At 44.4% G+C, this 21,160-nt stretch carries 18 protein-coding genes, 2 tRNA genes and 1 rRNA gene (1 of these 21 cut by a window edge); 2 read left to right on the top strand and 19 right to left on the bottom strand.

Annotated elements, in window-relative coordinates; all coding sequences use genetic code 11:
* From M1E09_RS21505 to spoIIE, 19 genes are all read right to left on the bottom strand, one after another.
* Positions 1 to 395, bottom strand: a 16S ribosomal RNA gene (locus tag M1E09_RS21505); it reaches 1,157 nt to the left of the window's first position.
* Positions 396 to 715: 320 nt separating this feature from the next.
* The gene (gene lysS / locus M1E09_RS21510) at positions 716 to 2,209 is read right to left on the bottom strand and encodes a lysine--tRNA ligase (RefSeq protein ID WP_456272796.1); all 1,494 of its coding nucleotides are present in this window, start codon (positions 2,207 to 2,209) and stop codon (positions 716 to 718) included.
* A 378-nt stretch (positions 2,210 to 2,587) separates the two neighbouring features.
* On the bottom strand, positions 2,588 to 2,800 hold the full coding sequence (locus M1E09_RS21515; RefSeq protein WP_456272797.1) for a helix-turn-helix domain-containing protein: 213 nt from the start codon (positions 2,798 to 2,800) through the stop codon (positions 2,588 to 2,590).
* Positions 2,752 to 3,279, bottom strand: coding sequence for a 2-amino-4-hydroxy-6-hydroxymethyldihydropteridine diphosphokinase (folK, locus tag M1E09_RS21520; protein ID WP_456272798.1), 528 nt, complete (start codon positions 3,277 to 3,279; stop codon positions 2,752 to 2,754). The genes M1E09_RS21515 and folK overlap by 49 nt, the downstream gene beginning before the upstream one ends.
* 1 nt (position 3,280) lies before the next feature.
* Entirely contained in the window at positions 3,281 to 3,640 is a 360-nt protein-coding gene (gene folB, locus M1E09_RS21525; protein WP_456272799.1) for a dihydroneopterin aldolase, read from the bottom strand.
* The gene (gene folP, locus M1E09_RS21530) at positions 3,633 to 4,469 is read right to left on the bottom strand and encodes a dihydropteroate synthase (protein WP_456272800.1); all 837 of its coding nucleotides are present in this window, start codon (positions 4,467 to 4,469) and stop codon (positions 3,633 to 3,635) included. Before folP ends, folB begins: the two co-directional genes overlap by 8 nt.
* A 5-nt stretch (positions 4,470 to 4,474) precedes the next feature.
* Positions 4,475 to 5,341 carry an aminodeoxychorismate lyase gene (gene pabC / locus M1E09_RS21535; RefSeq protein WP_456272801.1) on the bottom strand — a complete coding sequence of 289 codons (867 nt, stop codon included), beginning with the start codon at positions 5,339 to 5,341 and terminating at the stop codon, positions 4,475 to 4,477.
* Between the two features lie 15 nt (positions 5,342 to 5,356).
* Positions 5,357 to 5,944 carry an aminodeoxychorismate/anthranilate synthase component II gene (gene pabA, locus M1E09_RS21540; protein WP_456272802.1) on the bottom strand — a complete coding sequence of 196 codons (588 nt, stop codon included), beginning with the start codon at positions 5,942 to 5,944 and terminating at the stop codon, positions 5,357 to 5,359.
* Positions 5,941 to 7,335 carry an aminodeoxychorismate synthase, component I gene (pabB, locus tag M1E09_RS21545; RefSeq protein WP_456272803.1) on the bottom strand — a complete coding sequence of 465 codons (1,395 nt, stop codon included), beginning with the start codon at positions 7,333 to 7,335 and terminating at the stop codon, positions 5,941 to 5,943. Before pabB ends, pabA begins: the two co-directional genes overlap by 4 nt.
* A 169-nt stretch (positions 7,336 to 7,504) precedes the next feature.
* Positions 7,505 to 8,428 (bottom strand): cysteine synthase A, encoded by a 924-nt coding sequence (gene cysK, locus M1E09_RS21550; RefSeq protein ID WP_456272804.1) that lies wholly within the window; start codon positions 8,426 to 8,428, stop codon positions 7,505 to 7,507.
* A 369-nt stretch (positions 8,429 to 8,797) separates the two neighbouring features.
* On the bottom strand, positions 8,798 to 9,700 hold the full coding sequence (locus tag M1E09_RS21555) for a peptidyl-prolyl cis-trans isomerase (protein ID WP_456272805.1): 903 nt from the start codon (positions 9,698 to 9,700) through the stop codon (positions 8,798 to 8,800).
* A 22-nt stretch (positions 9,701 to 9,722) separates the two neighbouring features.
* Entirely contained in the window at positions 9,723 to 10,610 is an 888-nt protein-coding gene (hslO, locus tag M1E09_RS21560; RefSeq protein ID WP_456272806.1) for an Hsp33 family molecular chaperone HslO, read from the bottom strand.
* A gap of 11 nt (positions 10,611 to 10,621) precedes the next feature.
* On the bottom strand, positions 10,622 to 11,392 hold the full coding sequence (locus M1E09_RS21565; protein WP_456272807.1) for a type III pantothenate kinase: 771 nt from the start codon (positions 11,390 to 11,392) through the stop codon (positions 10,622 to 10,624).
* Between the two features lie 864 nt (positions 11,393 to 12,256).
* Entirely contained in the window at positions 12,257 to 14,215 is a 1,959-nt protein-coding gene (gene ftsH, locus M1E09_RS21570) for an ATP-dependent zinc metalloprotease FtsH (protein WP_456272808.1), read from the bottom strand.
* Positions 14,216 to 14,338: 123 nt separating this feature from the next.
* Complete coding sequence (gene hpt, locus M1E09_RS21575) at positions 14,339 to 14,887, bottom strand: hypoxanthine phosphoribosyltransferase (protein WP_456272809.1); 549 nt, start codon at positions 14,885 to 14,887, stop codon at positions 14,339 to 14,341.
* 12 nt (positions 14,888 to 14,899) lie between these two features.
* Positions 14,900 to 16,300, bottom strand: coding sequence for a tRNA lysidine(34) synthetase TilS (gene tilS / locus M1E09_RS21580; RefSeq protein WP_456272810.1), 1,401 nt, complete (start codon positions 16,298 to 16,300; stop codon positions 14,900 to 14,902).
* Between the two features lie 89 nt (positions 16,301 to 16,389).
* Positions 16,390 to 17,370, bottom strand: coding sequence for a protein kinase domain-containing protein (locus M1E09_RS21585; protein WP_456275049.1), 981 nt, complete (start codon positions 17,368 to 17,370; stop codon positions 16,390 to 16,392).
* Complete coding sequence (locus M1E09_RS21590; protein ID WP_456272811.1) at positions 17,339 to 18,076, bottom strand: VWA domain-containing protein; 738 nt, start codon at positions 18,074 to 18,076, stop codon at positions 17,339 to 17,341. The genes M1E09_RS21585 and M1E09_RS21590 overlap by 32 nt, the downstream gene beginning before the upstream one ends.
* A 112-nt stretch (positions 18,077 to 18,188) precedes the next feature.
* On the bottom strand, positions 18,189 to 20,678 hold the full coding sequence (gene spoIIE, locus M1E09_RS21595) for a stage II sporulation protein E (RefSeq protein ID WP_456272812.1): 2,490 nt from the start codon (positions 20,676 to 20,678) through the stop codon (positions 18,189 to 18,191).
* Positions 20,679 to 20,959: 281 nt separating this feature from the next.
* Between spoIIE and M1E09_RS21600 the strand changes: the two genes are divergently transcribed.
* Together M1E09_RS21600 and M1E09_RS21605 are read left to right on the top strand one after the other, a co-directional pair.
* Positions 20,960 to 21,036 (top strand) — tRNA-Met (locus M1E09_RS21600).
* Between the two features lie 10 nt (positions 21,037 to 21,046).
* Positions 21,047 to 21,118 (top strand) — tRNA-Glu (locus tag M1E09_RS21605).
* Positions 21,119 to 21,160 lie beyond the last annotated feature (42 nt).

Raw genomic sequence — 21,160 nt, forward strand, 5'->3', positions numbered from 1 at the left:
CAGACTTTCGTCCATTGCGGAAGATTCCCTACTGCTGCCTCCCGTAGGAGTCTGGGCCGTGTCTCAGTCCCAGTGTGGCCGATCACCCTCTCAGGTCGGCTACGCATCGTCGCCTTGGTGAGCCGTTACCTCACCAACTAGCTAATGCGCCGCGGGTCCATCTGTAAGTGGTAGCTAAAAGCCACCTTTCCACTTTTCCTCATGCGAGGAAAAGAAATATCCGGTATTAGCCCCGGTTTCCCGGAGTTATCCCAGTCTTACAGGCAGGTTACCCACGTGTTACTCACCCGTCCGCCGCTGACTTCAGGGAGCAAGCTCCCATCAGTCCGCTCGACTTGCATGTATTAGGCACGCCGCCAGCGTTCGTCCTGAGCCAGGATCAAACTCTCCGATAGAAGTTTGACTTGCTCATTTGCTATTTTTAAAGTGTTAGCAACTTTGTAAGAACTTTGTTCTTACTAGAATTAACGTTGACGTTTTGTCTTGTTTTGTTCAGTTTTCAAGGTTCAATCTGTTTCGCCGCTCGTTTTTGGCGACTTAATTATCTTACCATTTCTCCGAAGCTGAGTCAACAACTTTTTTGAAAAAGTTTTTCGTGTTGTCCGCCTTGTTTTGCGGCAACGAATAATAATATACCATCTATTTAAAACTCGTGCAACACTTTTTTTGAAATTAAATTAAAAACTCCGGCTGACAACAGCCGGAGTTAACAAAATCAGTCTCTATGACGCATTAACGGGAATAATAGAACATCACGGATTGAAGGAGAGTTGGTCAGAAGCATCACCAGGCGGTCGATCCCGATTCCAAGACCGCCAGTTGGAGGCATGCCGTATTCCAAAGCTTCGATGAAATCGTCATCCATCATGTGCGCTTCTTCGTTTCCTTCTTCTCTTTCTTTCAACTGGGCCTCAAAACGCTCTCTTTGATCAATAGGGTCATTTAACTCTGTAAATGCGTTTGCATGTTCACGGCCGACTATGAATAGTTCGAAACGGTCAGTGAAACGGCCGTCCTCGTCATTCTTTTTCGCAAGCGGAGAGATTTCTACCGGGTGTCCATAGATGAAGGTAGGCTGGATTAGCTTGTCCTCCACCTTTTGCTCAAAGAATTCATTTAAGATATGTCCGTACTGCATAGTTGGCTTAACTTCGATGCCATGATCTTTGGCAAGCTGATGAGCTTCTTCATCAGTCATCTCTTTCCAGAAGTCTGCGCCTGTATGTTCTTTTACGGCATCTGCCATATGAAGACGAGTCCATTCTGGTTCAAGGTTAACTTCATAGTCACCGTATTGAACCGTTGTCGAACCAAACACTTCTTTTGCAATGTGGGCAATGAGGTTTTCCGTCAGAGCCATGATATCACGGTAGTCCGCATAAGCTTCATACAATTCAATCATTGTAAATTCCGGGTTGTGGCGTGTGGACACTCCCTCATTACGGAATACACGGCCGATTTCATATACTTTCTCCATGCCGCCGACAATCAGCCTCTTTAAGTGAAGCTCAATGGCGATACGCATGTACAATTGCATATCAAGGGCATTGTGGTGGGTAATGAACGGACGGGCAGACGCTCCCCCTGCGATAGCATGCATCATTGGTGTTTCTACTTCAAGGTAACCATTGTTATCAAGGTACCTTCTCATAGACTGAATGATTTTACTGCGGGCAATGAACGTTTCTTTGCTTTCCTGGCTTGTAATAAGATCAAGATATCTTTGGCGGTAACGCTGTTCAACATCTTTAAGGCCGTGGAATTTTTCAGGAAGCGGTCTTAACGCTTTGGCAAGGAGGGTGAATTGTTTTGCCTTGATGGACAACTCTCCCACTTTTGTTTTGAAGACGGTTCCTGTCACACCGACAAGGTCTCCAAGGTCGGCTGTATTGAAAATTTCATACTCTTCTTCACCGACACCATCTTTACGGACGTATAGCTGAATTTGGCCGGCAAGGTCCTGAATGTGAGCGAAGCCCGCTTTTCCTTTTCCGCGTTTTGTCATGATTCTTCCTGCCATCGTCACTGAAACTTCTTTCTCTTCCAGTTCCTCTTTCGTGAAAGAATCATATTGTTCTTTGATTTCTTGAGAAGTATGTGAACGGTCGAAACGCTTTCCGAATGGATCTAACCCTTTTTGACGGAGGTTTTCCATCTTTTCACGTCTCACCCGCAGCTGGTCGTTTAATTCTTCGTGACTCATTCTCATTCACTCCTGTTCTATCTGCTAGTTTTTATATTAAATTAGCCTATATGATTTTATACCATACTATTTTACACAATATATGTATTTCGAACACCCCTAAAGGTCTATTTATTGCAAAAAGCTTGTTTTTAAGCTTACTCTGTTTGGGCTTTGCTGCTAAAAGAAGAGCTATCTTTGACTATCACCATCAAGGTAAGCTGCTGCATAAAGCCGAAGGTGAGTTCCCCGGAACCGCCCACCGTCCAGGCAAAAAAATAGGACCGGCAGCATGAAAGCTTCCAGTCCTTACGATGTATCCGGCGTTCGATTGCCTTGCTTTTTCTTTAGCTTGCTTCATTAACGAGCTCATGAGTTCACAATCGTAAATGGCAATTCACTAAGCTATCTATCATCAGAAGGATCCAAGTCTTCCCGAGGTATTCCCAGGATTTCTGCTACATTACCGAGAAATTCCTCCGTAGGCAGGCGGCTGCCTCGTTCTATTTCTCCAAGGACAGATACTGATATACCCAACTTCCGGGCCAGCCCTTCTTGTGTTAAACCTTTTAACTTTCTGAATGCACGTATGCGTCTTCCCCACTTATCTGTTTCCATAACCGAACTCCTTCTTTATCAGGTATTTCATCTAGAAGAGCACTCATAGAGGTATCCAGCTTAGGATGTTTGATTGTCTGGGACAGTTCCGCCAGCGGCACGAGCACAAAAGCCCGCTCATGCATGCGTGGATGAGGAACAATAAGTTTCTCTGTTTCAATATTTTCTTGATTATAGAGTAAAATGTCAAGGTCAATTATTCTCGGCCCCCACCTGAACTCCCGCTCTCTCCCAAGGTCCTTTTCGACTTGGAGGCATTGGCGCAGAAGTTTTTCCGCAGAAAGTGAAGTGGTGATTTCCAGAACTAAATTCAAGAATTCACCTTGTTCCGTAAATCCTACCGGCTCCGTTTCGTAAATCGAAGAAACCTTCATTACCTCTATGTCGTGATGGTGATTTAAAAGTTTAATAGCCTCTTTCAGATAGTTCTCCCGGTTTCCTACATTGGAGCCCAATGACAGGTATGCTGTGTTTTTCATATTAACGCCCCCTGGTAATTTCAACAGCTACCGAACGATAATGTCCCGGTATCGGCGGGTCCGGTTTGATGACTTCAATTGTACAGGTTTCCACCTTTGAAAAATCAAAGAGGATCTTTTCAGCCAGCTTCTCGGCCAATGCTTCCAGCAATTTATATGGTTCTCCCTCGACAATCTCTTTGCAGACTGAATATACTTCTCCGTAATTGACAGAATCGTCCAGTTCGTCACTTTTACCCGCTTGGGATAAGTCGAGTTGCAGAGAAAGACTGACCCTGAACCTTTGGCCGAGTTTCGTCTCTTCAGGGAAGACTCCATGGTACCCGTAAAATTCCATATCGCTGACTTTGATTTTATCCACTGCATTCACCCTTTCCCATCATCGCATCCATCATGACAGCCATTCTTTTGATTTCCCTGACATCATGGACACGAACAATCTGGCAGCCTTTCTGTATTCCGAAGCAGACAGTTGCCCCTGTCCCTTCCATTCTTTCTTCCACCGGAAGGTCGAGGATGGCGCCGATCATCCGTTTGCGGGAAGTTCCAAGCAATACCGGGTATCCCAAATCAACAAGCATGTCCAGCTTTCTCATCATTTCAAGGTTGAGTTTAAGGTCTTTTACAAATCCGATACCTGGATCGAGAATGATATTCTCCCTCGGTATTCCCGATTTGATGGCAATATCAATGCTTCCTCCAATATCCTGAAGTACATCACTGATAAAATCCCCATAATCCATGTTATCCCGGTTGTGCATCAGAATGATAGGCGCTTTGAACTCTGCAGCCACTGCAGCGATTTCCGGCTCCTTCTTAGCACCCCAGACATCATTAATGATATGCGCTCCTGCTTCCAAGGCTCTTCTTGCAGTTTCAGCTTTATAGGTATCAATGGAAATCGGTACAGCCACTTCTTTCGTTAAGGCTTCTATGACAGGACATACTCTTGCAATTTCCTCTTCTTCAGTGACAGGTTCATGGCCGGGGCGGGTCGACTCTCCGCCTACATCAATGATATCCGCTCCCTGGCTTACCATTTCTTTAGCACGTTTCACCGCCTGTTCAACAGCATTGAATTTTCCTCCATCCGAAAAGGAGTCAGGTGTAATATTCAAAATCCCCATCAAAAGGGTTCTTTTGCCATAATCCAGCTCATATGGTCCGGCTTTGATGATCTTTGATGCCATCTTACTCAGCCCCCCTGCAGTTCTTTTTTTGAAAATAAAACTTTAGAATCCCGTTCATAATGTCTATATAACCTCTTGGTAACAGGTCCATTTTCACCTGGGTATGGTTTACCGGAAAAACCATTGACCGGAATGATTTCCTGTACTGAGTTTGTAAAGAAGGCTTCACTCGCGTCGAGTAGATGTTCCGGCTTATATAACCCTTCTTCAACTGTGATTCCTGATTTTTTCGCCAGTTCAATGATATACTCCCTTGTTATCCCGTTCAATATTCCAGTCTCCAGTGCAGGGGTATAAAGCCGGCCTTCAGATACCCAGAATATATTGGAGGTGATGCCTTCCGCGATATAACCGGCTCTTGTTAGAAACAGGCCTTCTTTTCCTGGGTCATCCCCTATTTCTCTTTTGGCCGCTATGTTATTGAAATAATGATGCGATTTCAGCCTGGTTGAGGTTTCGGGAGTATTCCTCGCCAGCTTTAGCAGCACAGCTTCCTTTTCCCTTAAAGGATTCAGCACGGGAAGTTCTTTTTGCAGCAAGAGAACATTCGGCGCGTCATAAGGGGCCGTTCTAAGACCGATTTCACCTTCCCCTGCAGAAATGTTCAAACGCAGATATGAATCTGCCAGCTTGTTTTTCCCAGAGAGTTCAGTTATCACCGCCTGAACGTTCAATTCATCAACCTCAAGCTTGATATTCAAGGTATCCAGCCCTTTTTGGAGCCGATCAAGATGATCTTCCAGAAGAAAGGCATGCCCGTCATAAGTCCTCATGGTTTCAAACAAGCCCATTCCATATAAAAAGCCATGGTCAAAAGGCGAAATCCGGACTTCATCTTTATGGATTATCTCACCGTTCAGGTAAACGTACACTTTAAGCCCCTCCCCTTAGACAGTTAAAGGTGCCCTCTTATAATTTTTCAAAAAATTCGCCAAAAGTTCTTTGCCTTCTTCGGTAATAATCGACTCAGGATGGAATTGAACACCTTCAATCGGATATTGTTTGTGACGTAAAGCCATGATTTCCCCATCCGCTGTTTCCGCGGTGATTTCCAGGCATTGGGGCATTGTCTCTTTTCTGACGATCAAGGAATGGTACCGCCCTGCCTGGAACGGATTGGACAATCCTCCGAAAATCGTCTTTCCATCATGGGTGACAGCTGATGTTTTTCCGTGCATCATTTTCTCCGCTTTCACCACATCGCCTCCGAACACTTGGGCAATCGCCTGATGTCCGAGACAAACACCGAAGATCGGTATCTTGCCGGCAAAGTATTCGATTGCTTTGAGGCTGATGCCTGCTTCATTAGGAGTACAAGGGCCTGGAGAGATCATCAGGTAATCCGGAGACAGAAGCTCGATTTCTGCCAGATTGATTTCATTATTTCTTTTTACTACAATTTCTTCACCAAGTTCTCCTAAATACTGAACGATGTTATATGTGAACGAATCAAAGTTGTCAATCATTAGTATCATTTGCCTGCTCCTTCTGCCAGTTCTTTTGCTTTCCAAACGGCTTTTGCCTTTTTCAGGGATTCCTTATATTCATGTTTGGGATTCGAATCAATCACGACTCCTGCTCCCGCCTGAATATGAGCTTGTCCATTTTGGGCAAACAGCGTTCTGATGACGATATTCAATTCCATATCCCCATTAAATCCGATCCATCCGATTGAACCTGTGTAGATACCCCTTCTGACCGGTTCAAGTTCTTCGATGATTTGCATTGTCCTCACTTTAGGCGCTCCCGTTATTGTTCCACCAGGGAACACAGAACGGATCAAATCCTTCCCATTCTTATTATTCGCTATCGTTCCTCTGACGTTTGAAACGATATGCATAACGTGTGAGTATTTTTCGATAACCATAAATTCATTCACTTCCACGCTGCCATATTGACAGACCCTGCCGAGGTCGTTTCTTTCCAAATCCACTAGCATGACATGTTCAGCCCGCTCTTTTTCATTTTGAATCAGTTCATCTGCAAGCCTTCTGTCTTCCTCTTCATTTTCCCCGCGCGAGCGAGTACCGGCTATCGGTCTGGTACTCACCTCTGACCCTTTCTTTTTGACAAGGAGCTCAGGGGACCCTGATGCAATTTGAAAGTCAGGTGTGTGGACATAGCTCATATATGGGGAAGGGTTCAACTCTCTCAACTTTCGGTAAATGCCATAAGGTGACGCTGCCAAAGGCTGGGATTGCCTAACAGACAGGTTAACCTGAAACACATCTCCTTCACTGATATAAGACTGAATCCTTTCCACCGCCGAGATAAACTCCCCTTCATTCATCGAGACTGATCGTTCTGCATGAGAAGGCACTGCTGCAGAAGCTTCTCCAGGCGCCTGTTGTGATAATGCATTTTTCCAGGTACTGATGTATTGTTCGAAGGTATCCATCCCGGTAGAATGGGCCATCAGCCAGATTTGTTCTGTCTCATGATCGAATACCGCCCATTGATTAAACACCATGAAATAAAGATCGGGTGTTTTTAAGTCATCTTCCGCCTTGTTTCCGAGCTCTTCGATTTGACGGGCATAATCATAACTGATAAAACCCATGGCTCCGCCTTGAAAATCCGGGAGGCCGGGGTCCCTTTTCAAGTGCGGGGTCTGAAGGCGGCTGTATAAAACATCCAATGGATCACCATCAACGGCCTCTGTATTTCCTTGTTCCCTTATTTCCGTTCTCTTATCCTTCGATTCTATAATTGTAACCGGATCGAACCCGGCTATACTGTAGTTTCCGCCTCTTCCGCTTTCAAGAAGAATATGATGGCTCTTGTCAGCTGTTACCTTTTCATACGCCTGAAAAAAGCCAGCCTTTGAAGATGATAGAAGTTCATAATGAAGTCGATTAGTATCCACGGATGGTTCACTCTCCTAGTTTTTCTCTTCTACCATCATACATGAAGTCCTGACGTGTTTCATAGTCCAAAAAACATCGCTGTTTTACTCAGCAATAAACCCTTCATAGCGTTACTGATATTTTAAACTGCAAAAAAATTGACCAGGAAATAATCCCTGGTCACCATTTTCAGTCTTCAAATTGATATAGTGGTGTGCTCAAATATCTTTCGCCGTTACTAGGAATGACAGCCAAGACTTTTTTGCCTTTTCCTAGCTGTTTGGCAACTTTCAATGCGGCACTGATGGCAGCGCCCGAGGAAATCCCTCCCAGAATCCCTTCTTCCTTCGCAGCACGGCGCGCAAAGTCAAAGGCCTCCTCATTTTGAACTGTAATGACTTCATCATAAACGTCTGTGTTCAAGATATCAGGTACAAATCCGGCACCAATTCCTTGAATTTTATGAGGCCCTGGATTTCCTCCTGATAGAACCGGTGAATCTGAAGGTTCCACCGCATAGATTTTAACATTCGGGTAGTTCTCTCTTAGCACCTGTCCAGCACCTGTAATCGTTCCTCCAGTACCGATACCGGAAATGAAGGCGTCCAGGCTATCCATCTGCTCAACGATTTCCTTTCCTGTTGTTCTGCGATGAATCTCAGGATTGGCTTCGTTCTTGAATTGCTGCGGCATAAAGTAACCTTTTTGCTTGGCAAGCTCATCTGCTTTTCGTATAGCGCCTCCCATACCTTCTGGTCCCGGAGTCAAAACCAACTCCGCCCCGTAAGCACGAAGCAGATTCCTTCTCTCCATGCTCATTGTGTCCGGCATAACAAGCACCGCTTTATAGCCTTTTGCAGCCGCCACCATCGCAAGCCCGATACCGGTATTGCCGCTCGTCGGTTCGACAATGGTATCTCCCGCCTTAAGGTTTCCTGACTCTTCAGCAGCTTCAATCATTGCTAATGCGATTCTGTCTTTCACACTGCTTCCCGGATTCATATATTCCAGCTTCAAGTACACTTCTGCACTGTCATCTTCAACTAGTCTGTTTAATTTAACGATCGGCGTTTGGCCTATTAAGTCTGTGATCGAGTTTGCTATTCTAACCATAATCACCACTCCTAATCCCAAGTATTTTGATGGGTTTTAATTTAAATTAACAATTTTCTGTCATTATGTCAATTATTTGATTCCTAACCGTGAATCAATGGCTTTATAAAAGGCTGTTTTCGTATAGATTGTTGCTCTCGGAAAAATCCCAAGTGCTGGATTTTCCCCCTGGGTACAAGGTTTTTTCTCTCTGAACAGAGAGAGTAGCTCTTTTCTTTCTTGCTTACTAAGTTATACCCTGTGGATAATGGCTGTATTTTTTTGGGATTCATGTTAAATTGCAACAAAGTTTAAGAAAAGAGCCTTATAAAAAAGAAGCACGGTTACATCGACAACCGAACTTCCTTTTTATCTAAAACGACCTATATCTTAAAGGCTTCCTTCATAGAACCATTCAACATCAAGTTCATTCCAAAAATCTTCCGGCTTCACTGTCCCTTCCACCTGTTCCAGGGCCAGCCTTCTCCGGATTTGTTCTTTCACTTCTTTTAAAGAATAGTCTTTCGCTTCCAGCTTATCATTCAATTGTACAATGTAATAATTCCCATCGTATTCAATAACATCCGATGTTTCACCTGTTTCCAAAGATGTAACAACTTCTCCGGCATCCCCTGCTAATATATGCGAATCGGCAGGGATATATCCGATATTTCCCCCTTGAACGGCAGAAATGTCATCAATGGACCGTTCCATAGCCAGAGCAGGGAAACTGGAACCTTCGTTCAGTTCCTTAGAAATTTGTTCTGCTTCTTCTCTGCTCTCTGCAACAATTTGCGAAAGGTTGTACATTTCCGAAATGGAATACTGGTCTTGATTTTCTTTATAATACTTTTCGATGTCATCAGAAGGGATATCAACATCCTTGGTAACGATCTTCTCGAGAAGAAGCTCCATTCTTACTCTTTCTCTCAGGACTTCATCACTTTTGCTAAGATCTTCATCATAAGTATTGAACACACTTTTGATCAACATTATTTCCTGATCCAATTCCTCTTCTGATACTGTAATAGCATATTGATCCGCAAGCTGGGCGATCACATTCTGATTAATCAGTTCTCTCAGGACCTCTTTCCCATACCTTTTTTCCATTTCGTACATCCACGATTCCCTGCTTATCTGCTTTTCACCGACACTCGCTGCCGTTTCTGTCCCTGCTGGCATGGCGGTACCAGCTTCTCCTTGATCTTGGTTTAAAAAGACCAGGAATGTTATCGCATTGCTCACTATCAATATAAATACCAATGCAACTAAAACCGATCTTTTCAATCTCACTTCGCATCCAACCCCTTAGATGTTACTGCAGATTTTCGCCGTCATTCTTTAACTCTGCCAATTCATCAGCAGAGTAGTGATAAGTCTCATTACAGAAATGGCATTGTGTTTCCGCTCCGCCATCTTCATCGATCATTTCCTGGATTTCTTCTGCTCCCAAACTTGCAATGGCATCCCCAAATCTCTCCTTGGAACAGCGGCATTGAAATTGAACCGGCATCTTATCGAGGATTTTGACATTCTCTTCTCCCAGAAGCTCATGAAGCAGCTCTTCCGGAGTAAGGCCTTTTTCAATGAGCTTGGAAACAGGCGGAATTGTTTTCAGCCTGTTTTCAATTTCTGTAATCGTCTCATCTGGAGTCCCTGGCATCAACTGGATGATGAAACCGCCTGCTGCCAATATTGAATTATCCGGATTGACAAGTACACCAACACCTACTGAAGATGGAACTTGCTCTGACGTAACAAAATAATAAGTGAAGTCTTCACCAAGCTCACCTGAAACAATCGGTACCTGACCGGTAAAATGATCTCGCATGCCGATGTCTTTGACTACTGATAACGTGCCCGAAGTTCCCACTGCCCTTCTGACATCGAGCTTACCATGTTCGTTCAAATCAAAATGAACCTGAGGGTTGGTAACATAACCCCTGACTTCTCCCTTCGCGTTGCTGTCTACGATGATAGCACCAAGAGGGCCGTCGCCTTCAACTTTGATCGTCAGCTTATCTTCCCCTTTTAACATTGCCCCCATCATGACACCGGCACTCATTGATCTTCCGATGGCAGCTGATGCCGTAGGCCATGTTCCATGTCTTCTCTGTGCTTCATTTACCGTATCTGTACTCTTAACCGCATAGGCTCGGACTTGTCCTTCGTACGCCAATGCTTTCACTAAATAATCGCTCATACTATTACCTCCTATACTGTGCTGTTTCTTTCATAAATGAGCTTTAATCCTTTTAACGTCAAAAATGGATCGACAACATCGATGACATCCGATTCTTTCGAAATCAATTGTGCAAGACCGCCAGTCGCAATTACAAGCGGATTATGTTTACTGGTCGCTTTCATTCGTTTGACAATGCCCTCTACCTGTCCAACATAACCGTACAGAATTCCTGACTGCATCGCTGAAACGGTATTCTTCCCGATGATATGGTCAGGGCGGCCGATTTCGATCCTTGGCAGTTTAGCTGCTTTTGAATAAAGAGCCTCCGTCGAGATTCCGATTCCGGGAGCGATAGCCCCTCCCATATATTGCTTGTCCTCATTGATATAACAATAGGTTGTCGCAGTTCCGAAGTCGACGATAATCAGCGGCCCGCCGTGTTCTTTAATGCCGGCTACCGCATTGACGATTCGGTCTGCCCCTACTTCACGAGGATTTTCATATTTTATATTCAAACCTGTTTTAATTCCAGGTCCAACAACTAACGGTGTGATATTAAAGTATTTCTTACACATTCTTTCCAATGAAAACATAATTGGAGGAACAACAGAGGAGATAATGATCCCTTCAATTGAGTCAAAAGATAGTTTCTCATGCTCAAAAAGGTTCTTTACAATCATGCCGTATTCATCTTCTGTTTTGTGGCGATTCGTTTCCATCCTCCAGTGATACTTCAGCTCTTCACCGTCATATACTCCAAGTACTATATTGGTATTCCCTACATCCAAGACAAAAATCACTATTTTCACCCACTAATACATTGATTTCATTCTGCCAACATCATACCACAATTGAAACTGTTTGGTGAAAGCTGTTGTCTTATTAAAATGCTCTTTTCGCAAAGAATGTGGCTGAGTAAAAAGAATGGATTTCCGCTCCAGGCGCACGACTCCGCGGGGCGGGCGGTGAGCCTCCTCGGCTGAATAAAAAGCGGAAGCGGCCGTTCAGCGACGTACAGATTGGAGGGCTCTCGCATGAGATAAAGGAAACACAACGAACAACGTGAGTTGATGTTGACTTATCGCAAGGAGAGAGACCGAAATCTGCTAGTCGCTGGCCGCTGGAGCTGGATTCGCCTGCGGGGTTACGTTCCAGTGGGTACGTAACCTTGGTCTCACCTGTCCCGCTAATCCCGCAGGAGGTCGCACACCTTCCGCTCCAATCCCCCTACCTCCATTAAAGCAGCGGTAAATTAGGCTGAAAAACAACAATCTTTTAGAAAAGAGGCTATTAAAAAGCGAAAAGGCCACGTTCAGCGGCGTAGAGACTGTACCGGCCGAGCATTCATTAGAATGAACGGAGAATTTCCATCGGAGCTGAATCGAGTGCTAAAAAAATGGGGATTCAGACAGAAGGTTCAATTTAGAACTAATTTGAGTCCGAATCAAGAGGGCATTCGTCCAAAAGTAACAGCGAGACCAACTAAGTCGGGAATGATTGGGTGGTTAGGAATCAGAAGGTCATAGGAAGCTGGTCAAGTAAGATAGGATGCTCTTTCTGTTATTCTCGTGAATTATTTGACCTTTTAAGATTTCTACGTGTATTTTTAGAAGCCTTTTTAACGCAAAAAAGACACCAGCTAAGCCGGTGTCCTTTTTAAAGAATTATTCTTTTTTATCATCCTCAGCTGACTCATCAGATGTTTTAACAGTGTCATCCTTTTTTTGAATGTTCACTTTCACATCTTCTTTGTCATTCTTCGGAGCTTCATCATCTCCATAGCCGCGGTCAGGAAGTTTGCCGTGATCCATTAGATGCTTGATTTGTCCGGCATCCAGTGTTTCCACATCCAATAATGTGTTTGCGACAAGTTCCAGTTTATCACGATGCTCGGTAAGGATTGTTTTCGCTCTTTCATAACAATCCTTGATAAAGCGCTGAATCTCAAGATCAATCTCATATGCGATTGCATCAGAGTAGTTTTGCTCGTTGTTAATATCTCGTCCAAGAAACACTTGGCCGCCTTGTGTTGAACCGAATTGAAGCGGTCCGAGTTTTTCACTCATTCCGAATTCGGTTACCATTCTGCGGGCGATTCCTGTGGCACGCTGGAAGTCATTATGGGCACCTGTAGAAACTTCACCGAAGATAACTTCTTCCGCTACTCGTCCTCCAAGCAGTCCTGTAATCTTATCCAGAAGCTCAGGCTTTGTCATGAAGTAACGATCTTCTTTTGGAAGCATTACAGCATAACCGCCGGCTTGGCCGCGTGGTACGATTGTAACTTTGTGGACCATTTCCGCTTCGTCCAGCACAAGGCCGATAACCGTATGGCCAGCTTCGTGGAATGCCACAATTTTGCGTTCCTTCTGTGAAACGACCTTGCTCTTCTTGGCTGGACCGGCAATGACACGGTCAGTCGCTTCATCAATGTCACGCATATCGATTTTCTTTTTATTTTCACGGGCAGCTACAAGCGCCGCTTCGTTCAATAGGTTCTCCAAGTCTGCCCCGGAGAAGCCTGGTGTCCTTGCAGCAATTGCCTTTAAGTCAACCGACTCATCAAGCGGTTTATTTCTGGCATGCACACCAAGTACTGCTTCACGTCCTTTGACATCAGGACGGTCAACCGTAATTTGACGGTCAAAACGTCCCGGACGCAGTAAGGCTGGGTCAAGAATGTCAGGACGGTTTGTCGCAGCAACGATGATGATTCCTTCGTTTGCACCGAATCCATCCATTTCAACAAGTAATTGATTCAATGTTTGCTCACGCTCATCATGTCCTCCGCCAAGGCCTGCTCCACGCTGGCGTCCCACTGCATCGATCTCATCAATAAAGATGATACATGGGGCATTTTTCTTAGCATTTTCAAATAGGTCACGAACACGTGATGCACCGACACCGACAAACATTTCTACGAAATCAGAACCACTGATAGAGAAGAATGGTACTCCCGCTTCTCCGGCAACGGCACGTGCGAGCAATGTTTTACCAGTACCCGGAGGTCCGACTAGAAGGACCCCTTTTGGAATTCGTGCACCGACCTCTGAGAATTTCCTCGGGTCTTTAAGGAATTCCACGACTTCCACAAGTTCATTTTTCTCTTCATCCGCTCCGGCAACATCTTTGAAGCGGACTTTCTTCTTTTCTTCACTGTAAAGCTTGGCTTTACTCTTACCAAAGTTCATGACCCGGCTTCCGCCGCCCTGCGCCTGGTTAAGAAGGAAGAAGAAGAGTATAAAGATGATCACAAATGGAATGATTGTCGTAAAGAAAGACACCCAGCCGCTTGTTTCTTTGGCCATTAAGACATCAACCTCAATGCCATTTTGAGCTGCAGCTGTATTGATCCGCTCCAATACTCCTGAATCATTCCCCAGTACATTTGTAAGGAAATACTGTTCCTCGCTATATCCAGTCAGTTTCCCCCGTACCTGATATACACCTCGTTCAGGCTGGATGGAAAACGACTCTACCTCACCATCTTCCAAGTGAGTGATGAATTCGTTATATTTAATGTTTTCTGTAGGCTCGTTGCTGTTGTTAAAGTAACTCACCACACCTATAATGACGAGAAATACTAGTAAGTAGAATATGGTGTTTCGAAAGATCCGGTTCATCCCTTACCTCCTCCCACGGTAAAAATGCTATATAAAATAGTATCATAGTAAATCATGGTATTACAACAATTAGCTACCAGCTTTCATACATTATAACGGAATCGCTTCCCCGTTAGATTGTACTTATTCGTTTGTACTATACACTTCTGGTTTCAGGACGCCGATATAAGGCAGATTGCGATATCTTTCAGCGTAGTCCAAACCGTATCCTACAACGAACTCATCCGGTACCAGGAATCCAACATAGTCCGCTTTGATATCCGCTTTTCTCCCTGACGGCTTATCCAAAAGCGTGACGATTTTGATGGACTTCGCTTTTCGGTAGCGGAACAGTTCAACCAGGTAGCTCAACGTAAGGCCGCTGTCGATGATGTCCTCGATAATGAGGATATCCCTGCCTTCCACTTTTGTATCCAGGTCTTTGACAATCTTGACTTCTCCCGATGAAACGGTTGAGTTCCCATAACTGGAAACATCCATGAAGTCCATTTCCAAGTATGTATCCATGCGCTTAAGCAGGTCACCCATGAACGGCATTGCACCTTTTAGGACACCGATTGCCAACGGGTAGCTGTCTTTATACTCTTCAGTGAGTTCAGCGCCCAGTTTCTTGATTTTTTCTTGAAGTTCTTCTTCAGTAATAAGGACTTTCTCGATATCTTTGTTTAACACTTCGTCTGCCTCCTAGGAAGATGTTTGCTGTGAAAAGATTAACCTTACATAATTACCCGTTTCTTCTGCTTCATCACTGGCAAAGACTGATTTTCTCAGTTTGGGAATCCAGAGAATCTCACCGGCATCATCCTCGATGATCGGCCATGCATCTCTTAGACTGACAGGAATCTTTTCATCGATAAATATATCTTTTACCTTTTTCGTACCATTCAACCCTTTAACTTTCATACGGTCTCCCGGCTTCCTGTTCCGAATCCTCAGCGGAAAGGCTACCCTCTCCTTCTGGAAAATGACGGAAGGTGCTCCCCCGTGCTGATCCTCAGCGCTTTGCAGTATAAATGCTTGCTGATCAGGCAGTTCAATACTCTCACCTATGTCCAATGTATAACAAAAATCTTTGCTGCCCTCCGGCCTTCCAAATGTAAATGAGCATTCATCATAGGAACGGACTGCTTTGAGGTTTCCCGGAAGATCGAGACTTAATGAGGGGCTGTCTTTCATTATTATTGCTAAAACATCTTGAATATGTATAGATGATAATGATGAAGGCCTGTCTTTGTAAAGATAATTTAATATTAGATGAATCATTCTTCTTTGTAAAGGAAGAGGCATTGCGCGAAAGGCAGGAATATCAACAGCCGCTCCATCCTTGTTTTTAGTAAGCATGCTTTCGAGTTTTTCCTCTGCCAACACTTGCAGAAATGCTTCATCCTCTGCCTGTTCTTCACTAAATTGTTGAAATTTCAAATGAACCAATGGATTCTCTTCCTTCAGGAAAGGCAGAACCCTGTGCCTGAACCTGTTTCGGGTGTAATCCTGTTTATCATTGCTCGGATCATGCCGGGGATTCAAGCCGGTGTCTACACAATAACTGGTGATCTCGAGCTTGGAAAGGCATAAGAGAGGCCTTATGATATGTCCCTTTCCAAATTCCCTCCTGAAAGGGATTCCGCTCCTGGTCATTCCACTGCTGCCTCTTGTGATCCTCATCATGATGCTTTCTATTTGATCGTCTCCATGGTGCCCTAAAGCCAGCTTTGTAAAACCCTGGCCTTTCATAAGTCCGTCAAAAACCTTATACCGTACCTTCCTCGCACCCTCTTGAAGGCCAAGCTTTTGCTGATCGAGATAGCCCTGTACATCCACCCTTTCACCAAAAAAGGGAATGCCTCTCTCTTCACAGAATCCTTTGACAAAAAGGAGTTCCTCATGGGACTGTTCCCCCCTGAACATGTGATCGATACACACGGCAGCCAGGCGCAAGTCCCAAAGCTTTTTATATTTATCTAAAAAATACAGCAAAGACAAGGAATCCGGCCCGCCGGATACTGCTGCCAGAACAGAATCACCTTGCTCGATTAATTGATGCTTCTTAATAAAATCTATGACTTTTCTTTCGTAACTGAACATAGTGCCTCTTCCTGAAAAAAGATTTACTCCTATTTTAACAATAATCCCTTCCCATTACACTGAATGCGGTGTACAGCCGGAAGATGGATTCACAAAAGTTCACCATAAATATAGAGAACATATAGCAGAGTGACAATAAGAACAATCAGGACTGTTTCAAGAAATCCTCCTCCAGACTTCTTTTTGTTCAGCTGCTGGCGTGAAGCTGTTACAGGCTGCCGGGAAGGCCTGGGCGGTGCAGTTTTCCGGCTGGCGGATGCATTGCCCGCTGATAAGGCATTCAACATCGATTGCCTCATCTCCATAGCAGAAGAGAACTTCCCTTCGATAGCCATCATAATCGGCTCCTTGAACTTCTTTAGTTCTTCTTTCGCCCCTACCGCGTTCTTTAATTGGTCTATTCCCCCGCTGCCGCTCTTATTAAACCTTTTGGGGTAGGACAGGTTGATCAGGATCATGGCAGCGGAGAATAAATCATAAGAAGGCTCTGCTTTTCTTGAGTGTCCAAGCCAGTAGCCCCTGTCGAAAAACTCGGTGAATTCCTTAATCGCTCTTCCCTGCATTGTCGTACCACCTACATCAATACAGCGGATCTTATAAGGAGGGCCTGCCACGATCAGGTTATCCGGCTTCAAATCCCCAAAAACCCACCCTTCTTTATGGATTCGGTCCAAGTCATTCAACAGCTGTATGACCAATACACCGGTCCAGGAGAACCCTTTCTTTCCAACAAATGCGAGCAGGTCGGGGCCCTGGATATATTCCATCACATAAAAAGGGATCTTCTTCCCTCCAATTTCCCAATCATCCACATCAAGCAAAGAAGGTCCAAGGGGTGCTCCTTGGACCTTGGCAAAAGCCTTTAATACGTTTACTTCCGAGGTTACCGACATCGAGCTGTCACTCATCTTTAGTGCTACATAATCCGCACCGGTCTGAGCGAGGTAGACGATACCGTTAGCCCCGTATCCAAGTTCTTTTACAATCGTATACTGTTGTTTATGCCACTTGCCGGTAATTCTTGTTCCAGAAGAAAATTTATATTGTTTCTTCAAAGTATTGTTCATCATCACGTGAGAGCAAACCCCTTAATGAACGTTTTTTCTTAAAGGAAGAGATCGCTTCGCTGATTGCTGGACCGGTTGGCGTTATGCCGCCTGAGGAAAGTTTTGAAAAGACGCTCGTCAGCGACTCCAGCTTAGGAGTCCAATCCAGCAATTTTTCGACATCTTTCCTTTTCCCGGGAAATACTAATACTGAAAACATATTGTCTCCCATTCTGGCGTTCATGCTTAGGGACAAGTCCAACAAGGCTTCTTTCACTGTAGGGAGCTTGTGCTTCATGCTGGCACTTGTATCGACAAGAATCAACACTTCCAAGTCCGAAGACTCTCCCAGTTCATCGACCACTTCCATAACCTCTCCACGTTTCTCCGGAGGCAGTTCTTCCATTGATGCATTATTTCCCAATATCTGTTTCAATTCTTTATTAACGACCCCCTGCAAGGTTTGCGTCATTGCTTTTCTTGTAACCATTTGAACAGTCTGCGACAATTGCTGTGCGTAGACAATCTGGCTGACTCCCCCGCCTGACATTGCTATCCCTTCTATTTCCTCCATGCCTCTTTCATCAATCGCATCATTCTCCATTACCCCAATAACATTGACCGTGATTCCCTGTTCCTTTGCCAGTGCTGCCATTGCAATTGGGTCTTCTCCTTGATTGGAGCACCCATCCGTTATTAATAGAACTTGTCGAAGTGTACCTGTCTTCAACAGATTCCCCTCCTCTAACTTTGTTTGTTACCATCTTCGCCTGTTTGAGAGGGAAATATACTCTATTGAACTACTTTTAAAGACTACCAAACACCATGCTCCTTCTTAATTCTTATGAAATTTTCTCCTTCCTCTTATATTTTTGGACTGGGATGGAACTCCATTTTGGTATATTGTGCTGGATTTTTGATACGACAATCGTCATATCATCCTCTATCTCCCCAGACCTTGTCCGGATGACTTCATCCATAATAATATCTGCCATGGCTTGAGGATCCTCTGTATCTACTTCTTTTATCTTCCGTTTCATCCAAACATCATAGTTTTCAACATGCTTCGGCCCTTCGAATACACCATCACTCATCATGATCAGCAGATCTCCCGCTTTCAATTGTTCACTCACAACATCGACATCGAATTCATAAAAAATCCCCATTGGAAGATTGCCTGCTTCCACTTTCACTACTTTATCTCCTCTTTTGATGAAACTTGGGGTGGAACCGATCTTCAAGAACTTTGAAGAGGCATCCTGGAGATCAATCATGGCAAGATCCAGGGTTGAAAAGATTTCATCATTCGTTCTCAACGATAAAATAGAGTTCACTGCCTTGATCGCCACCTTTTCTTCAATACCGGACTGAAGAATTTTTTGCAGCAGACTCAAAGTTTCATTGCTTTCATAATGTGCTCTCTCTCCATTTCCCATTCCATCACTGATGGCTACCGCATACTTGCTGGCACTCAGCTCGATCATCGAATAACTGTCTCCAGAGATCAGCCCCCCTCCTTTTGCTGCATGGGCGACACCTGTATCGACCATGAAGGCTTTGGCACTTCCGAAGGTAATTTGGCAGTGCCCGTTTGGAAATGCCGAACTTTCCTCCTTTTGAACAACAATATTCTCACCTAAAATGTCCGAGAGCATTGGTGCTATCAGCTTCTCTCCTTCCCCATGTCCATTTCCGTTAGGCAGGGTCATCTCAATATCCACGTTCCCCTGGTCAAGCGAGTAGATTTCCACATTTTCAATATCCATTCCGAACTCTTGCAGAGATTCAAGAATCTGCTCTTCCTGCTGCTGATGATTCTCTCTTTCCCGCTGGATTTCGCGGGCAAAATCCCCCATTACTTCCGAAACACCCAGTAATTGATCTGCGACGAGCTTCCTGCTTTCTTGTACCTGCTTTTTCAATTTGAGATTCGCCTGATAATATGTCAGCTCCTGTGATATGACATCCTGGACTTTTTTGGAGCGGACACAGTGCTTCTCCAGCTCTCTTCCTATTTTTCCGGTTACAGGAACATTCCCCTGATCCATTTCACACATGACATCTTTCATTAAATCATAGGTATGATTGAAGTTTCTTGCCCAGCATTGCTCCTTCTTGAAGCATGTCTGACAAGTCTTTTCCGTTACATTGCTCAAAAACTGATCGAATTCCCATTCATCAGTATCCTCCGTATCTGCTCTGTCCTCCAACCTGACAAAACTGTTGGATAGCGCTTGGAAAACAGAAGAAAACTGTTCAACTCTGCTTGCTGTTACATCCCTTACTTTTCTAATATATTGCTGCTGCTCCTGGTTATACTCAGCTGTACCTGGTATATGCTTAGCGAGCTTAGTCGTAAGTGCAGGGGGCGTTAAAAATAGCAGAAAGATAGCGATTCCTGATTCATATAGAGTTTTTGTCAGAGATGTATCACTCTCTCCGTACATTCCGATCAGCAGCGTTGCAATCAACAAACCGATTGCTGCTCCAGCTTTCTTCCCCTCTTTCAGCAGGCCGCCGAGAAGTCCGGAAAAAGCCAGCAGGCTCATTTGATAGAAACTCGCTACACTTGCAAGGCTGAAAATCAACCCTGTCACCACTCCGACAGTGGAGCCAACGGTAGCTCCGGCAACAAAGGAGAAAAGCAGTACAAGATAGCGCGATAAGATATGTTCAATAGAAAGGTTATAGACAGACCAGCCGATTGTGCCAGTCATGACCGATGCCAACAGGATGATGAGGCTGACCACTTCTTCGGTCTTTAACGCCTTTTTTCGCTTGCTGATGGAAAACAGGGGGACACTCTGTATGAAAATTAAAGTCAAGATAAACGAAAGTGTCGCTTCCACCCCGGCCATCGCACCATCATAGATTGTCAGTACCTGTCCGTTTGTTATGTACCCAAAGGACAGTTTGACCGCTATTGTCGTGAAGAACACGAAGTAAGGCACAGCCTTAAGTTCATTTTTTTGAAGTTTTCTTGTAATCCTGAAGAAAATCAGGAATATAATTGTACTGGCAAACGTATACGTAATATTAGTAACTGACAAGGTTAGAGCTCCAGCCAGCAAGCCCATCAGAGCCACAGGAGCACGATCTCGCCGGACCATATAGACAGCCGCAAAGAAAGGGATGGCAAACGGAGTCAAATGTGACAGAATCAGTGCTCTTCCAAGAAGAAACCCTAAACCGAACAGAACAAAGCCCTTTTGGATAAAAAACCACTCGAGCTTCTGCATTAAGGCTTTCACCCCCAATGAGAACTCCGATTTAGTATGTTCAATGTCGACATTCCTCACCGGCTCCATTACACTGTGCTCAATTTTTTCCATACTTATCCTCTCCCCTGGTCTTATTCATTGTAGACATTATAAAGCGGACAAGCTCAGAAGTTTGTCAAAACAGCGGTTATAATTGAAAGAAAAGTTCGACTTCTTTCTTCTAAAATACAGGAAACCTGTAGATTGCCAAGGAGACTACAACCCTTGAAGGGCTGTTAGACAGCAGGGAAAATAAGGAATGATTAAATTGACATATTTCTCGAATAATCTGTTGACAATTTTTTTAATCCTATGTATTATATTACTTGTGTCTCAAAACATTTTTTAAATATGGCGGTGTAGCTCAGCTGGCTAGAGCGTACGGTTCATACCCGTGAGGTCGGGGGTTCGATCCCCTCCGCCGCTACCATATTTGTTTTGGCCCATTGGTCAAGCGGTTAAGACACCGCCCTTTCACGGCGGTAACACGGGTTCGAATCCCGTATGGGTCATACTAAAACACGACAGGAATCCTGTCGTGTTTTTTGTTTTTC

Source organism: Bacillus sp. AK031, assembly GCF_053903065.1.

Excerpts from the sequence above, each read along its gene's own strand:
- lysS (WP_456272796.1), bottom strand. The coding sequence starts at position 2,209 with ATGAGAATGAGTCACGAAGAATTAAACGACCAGCTGCGGGTGAGACGT.
- M1E09_RS21515 (WP_456272797.1), bottom strand. The coding sequence starts at position 2,800 with ATGGAAACAGATAAGTGGGGAAGACGCATACGTGCATTCAGAAAGTTA.
- folK (WP_456272798.1), bottom strand. The coding sequence starts at position 3,279 with ATGAAAAACACAGCATACCTGTCATTGGGCTCCAATGTAGGAAACCGG.
- folP (WP_456272800.1), bottom strand. The coding sequence starts at position 4,469 with ATGGCATCAAAGATCATCAAAGCCGGACCATATGAGCTGGATTATGGC.
- pabA (WP_456272802.1), bottom strand. The coding sequence starts at position 5,944 with ATGATACTAATGATTGACAACTTTGATTCGTTCACATATAACATCGTT.
- cysK (WP_456272804.1), bottom strand. The coding sequence starts at position 8,428 with ATGGTTAGAATAGCAAACTCGATCACAGACTTAATAGGCCAAACGCCG.
- hslO (WP_456272806.1), bottom strand. The coding sequence starts at position 10,610 with ATGAGCGATTATTTAGTGAAAGCATTGGCGTACGAAGGACAAGTCCGA.
- ftsH (WP_456272808.1), bottom strand. The coding sequence starts at position 14,215 with ATGAACCGGATCTTTCGAAACACCATATTCTACTTACTAGTATTTCTC.
- tilS (WP_456272810.1), bottom strand. The coding sequence starts at position 16,300 with ATGTTCAGTTACGAAAGAAAAGTCATAGATTTTATTAAGAAGCATCAA.
- M1E09_RS21585 (WP_456275049.1), bottom strand. The coding sequence starts at position 17,370 with ATGATGAACAATACTTTGAAGAAACAATATAAATTTTCTTCTGGAACA.
- spoIIE (WP_456272812.1), bottom strand. The coding sequence starts at position 20,678 with ATGGAAAAAATTGAGCACAGTGTAATGGAGCCGGTGAGGAATGTCGAC.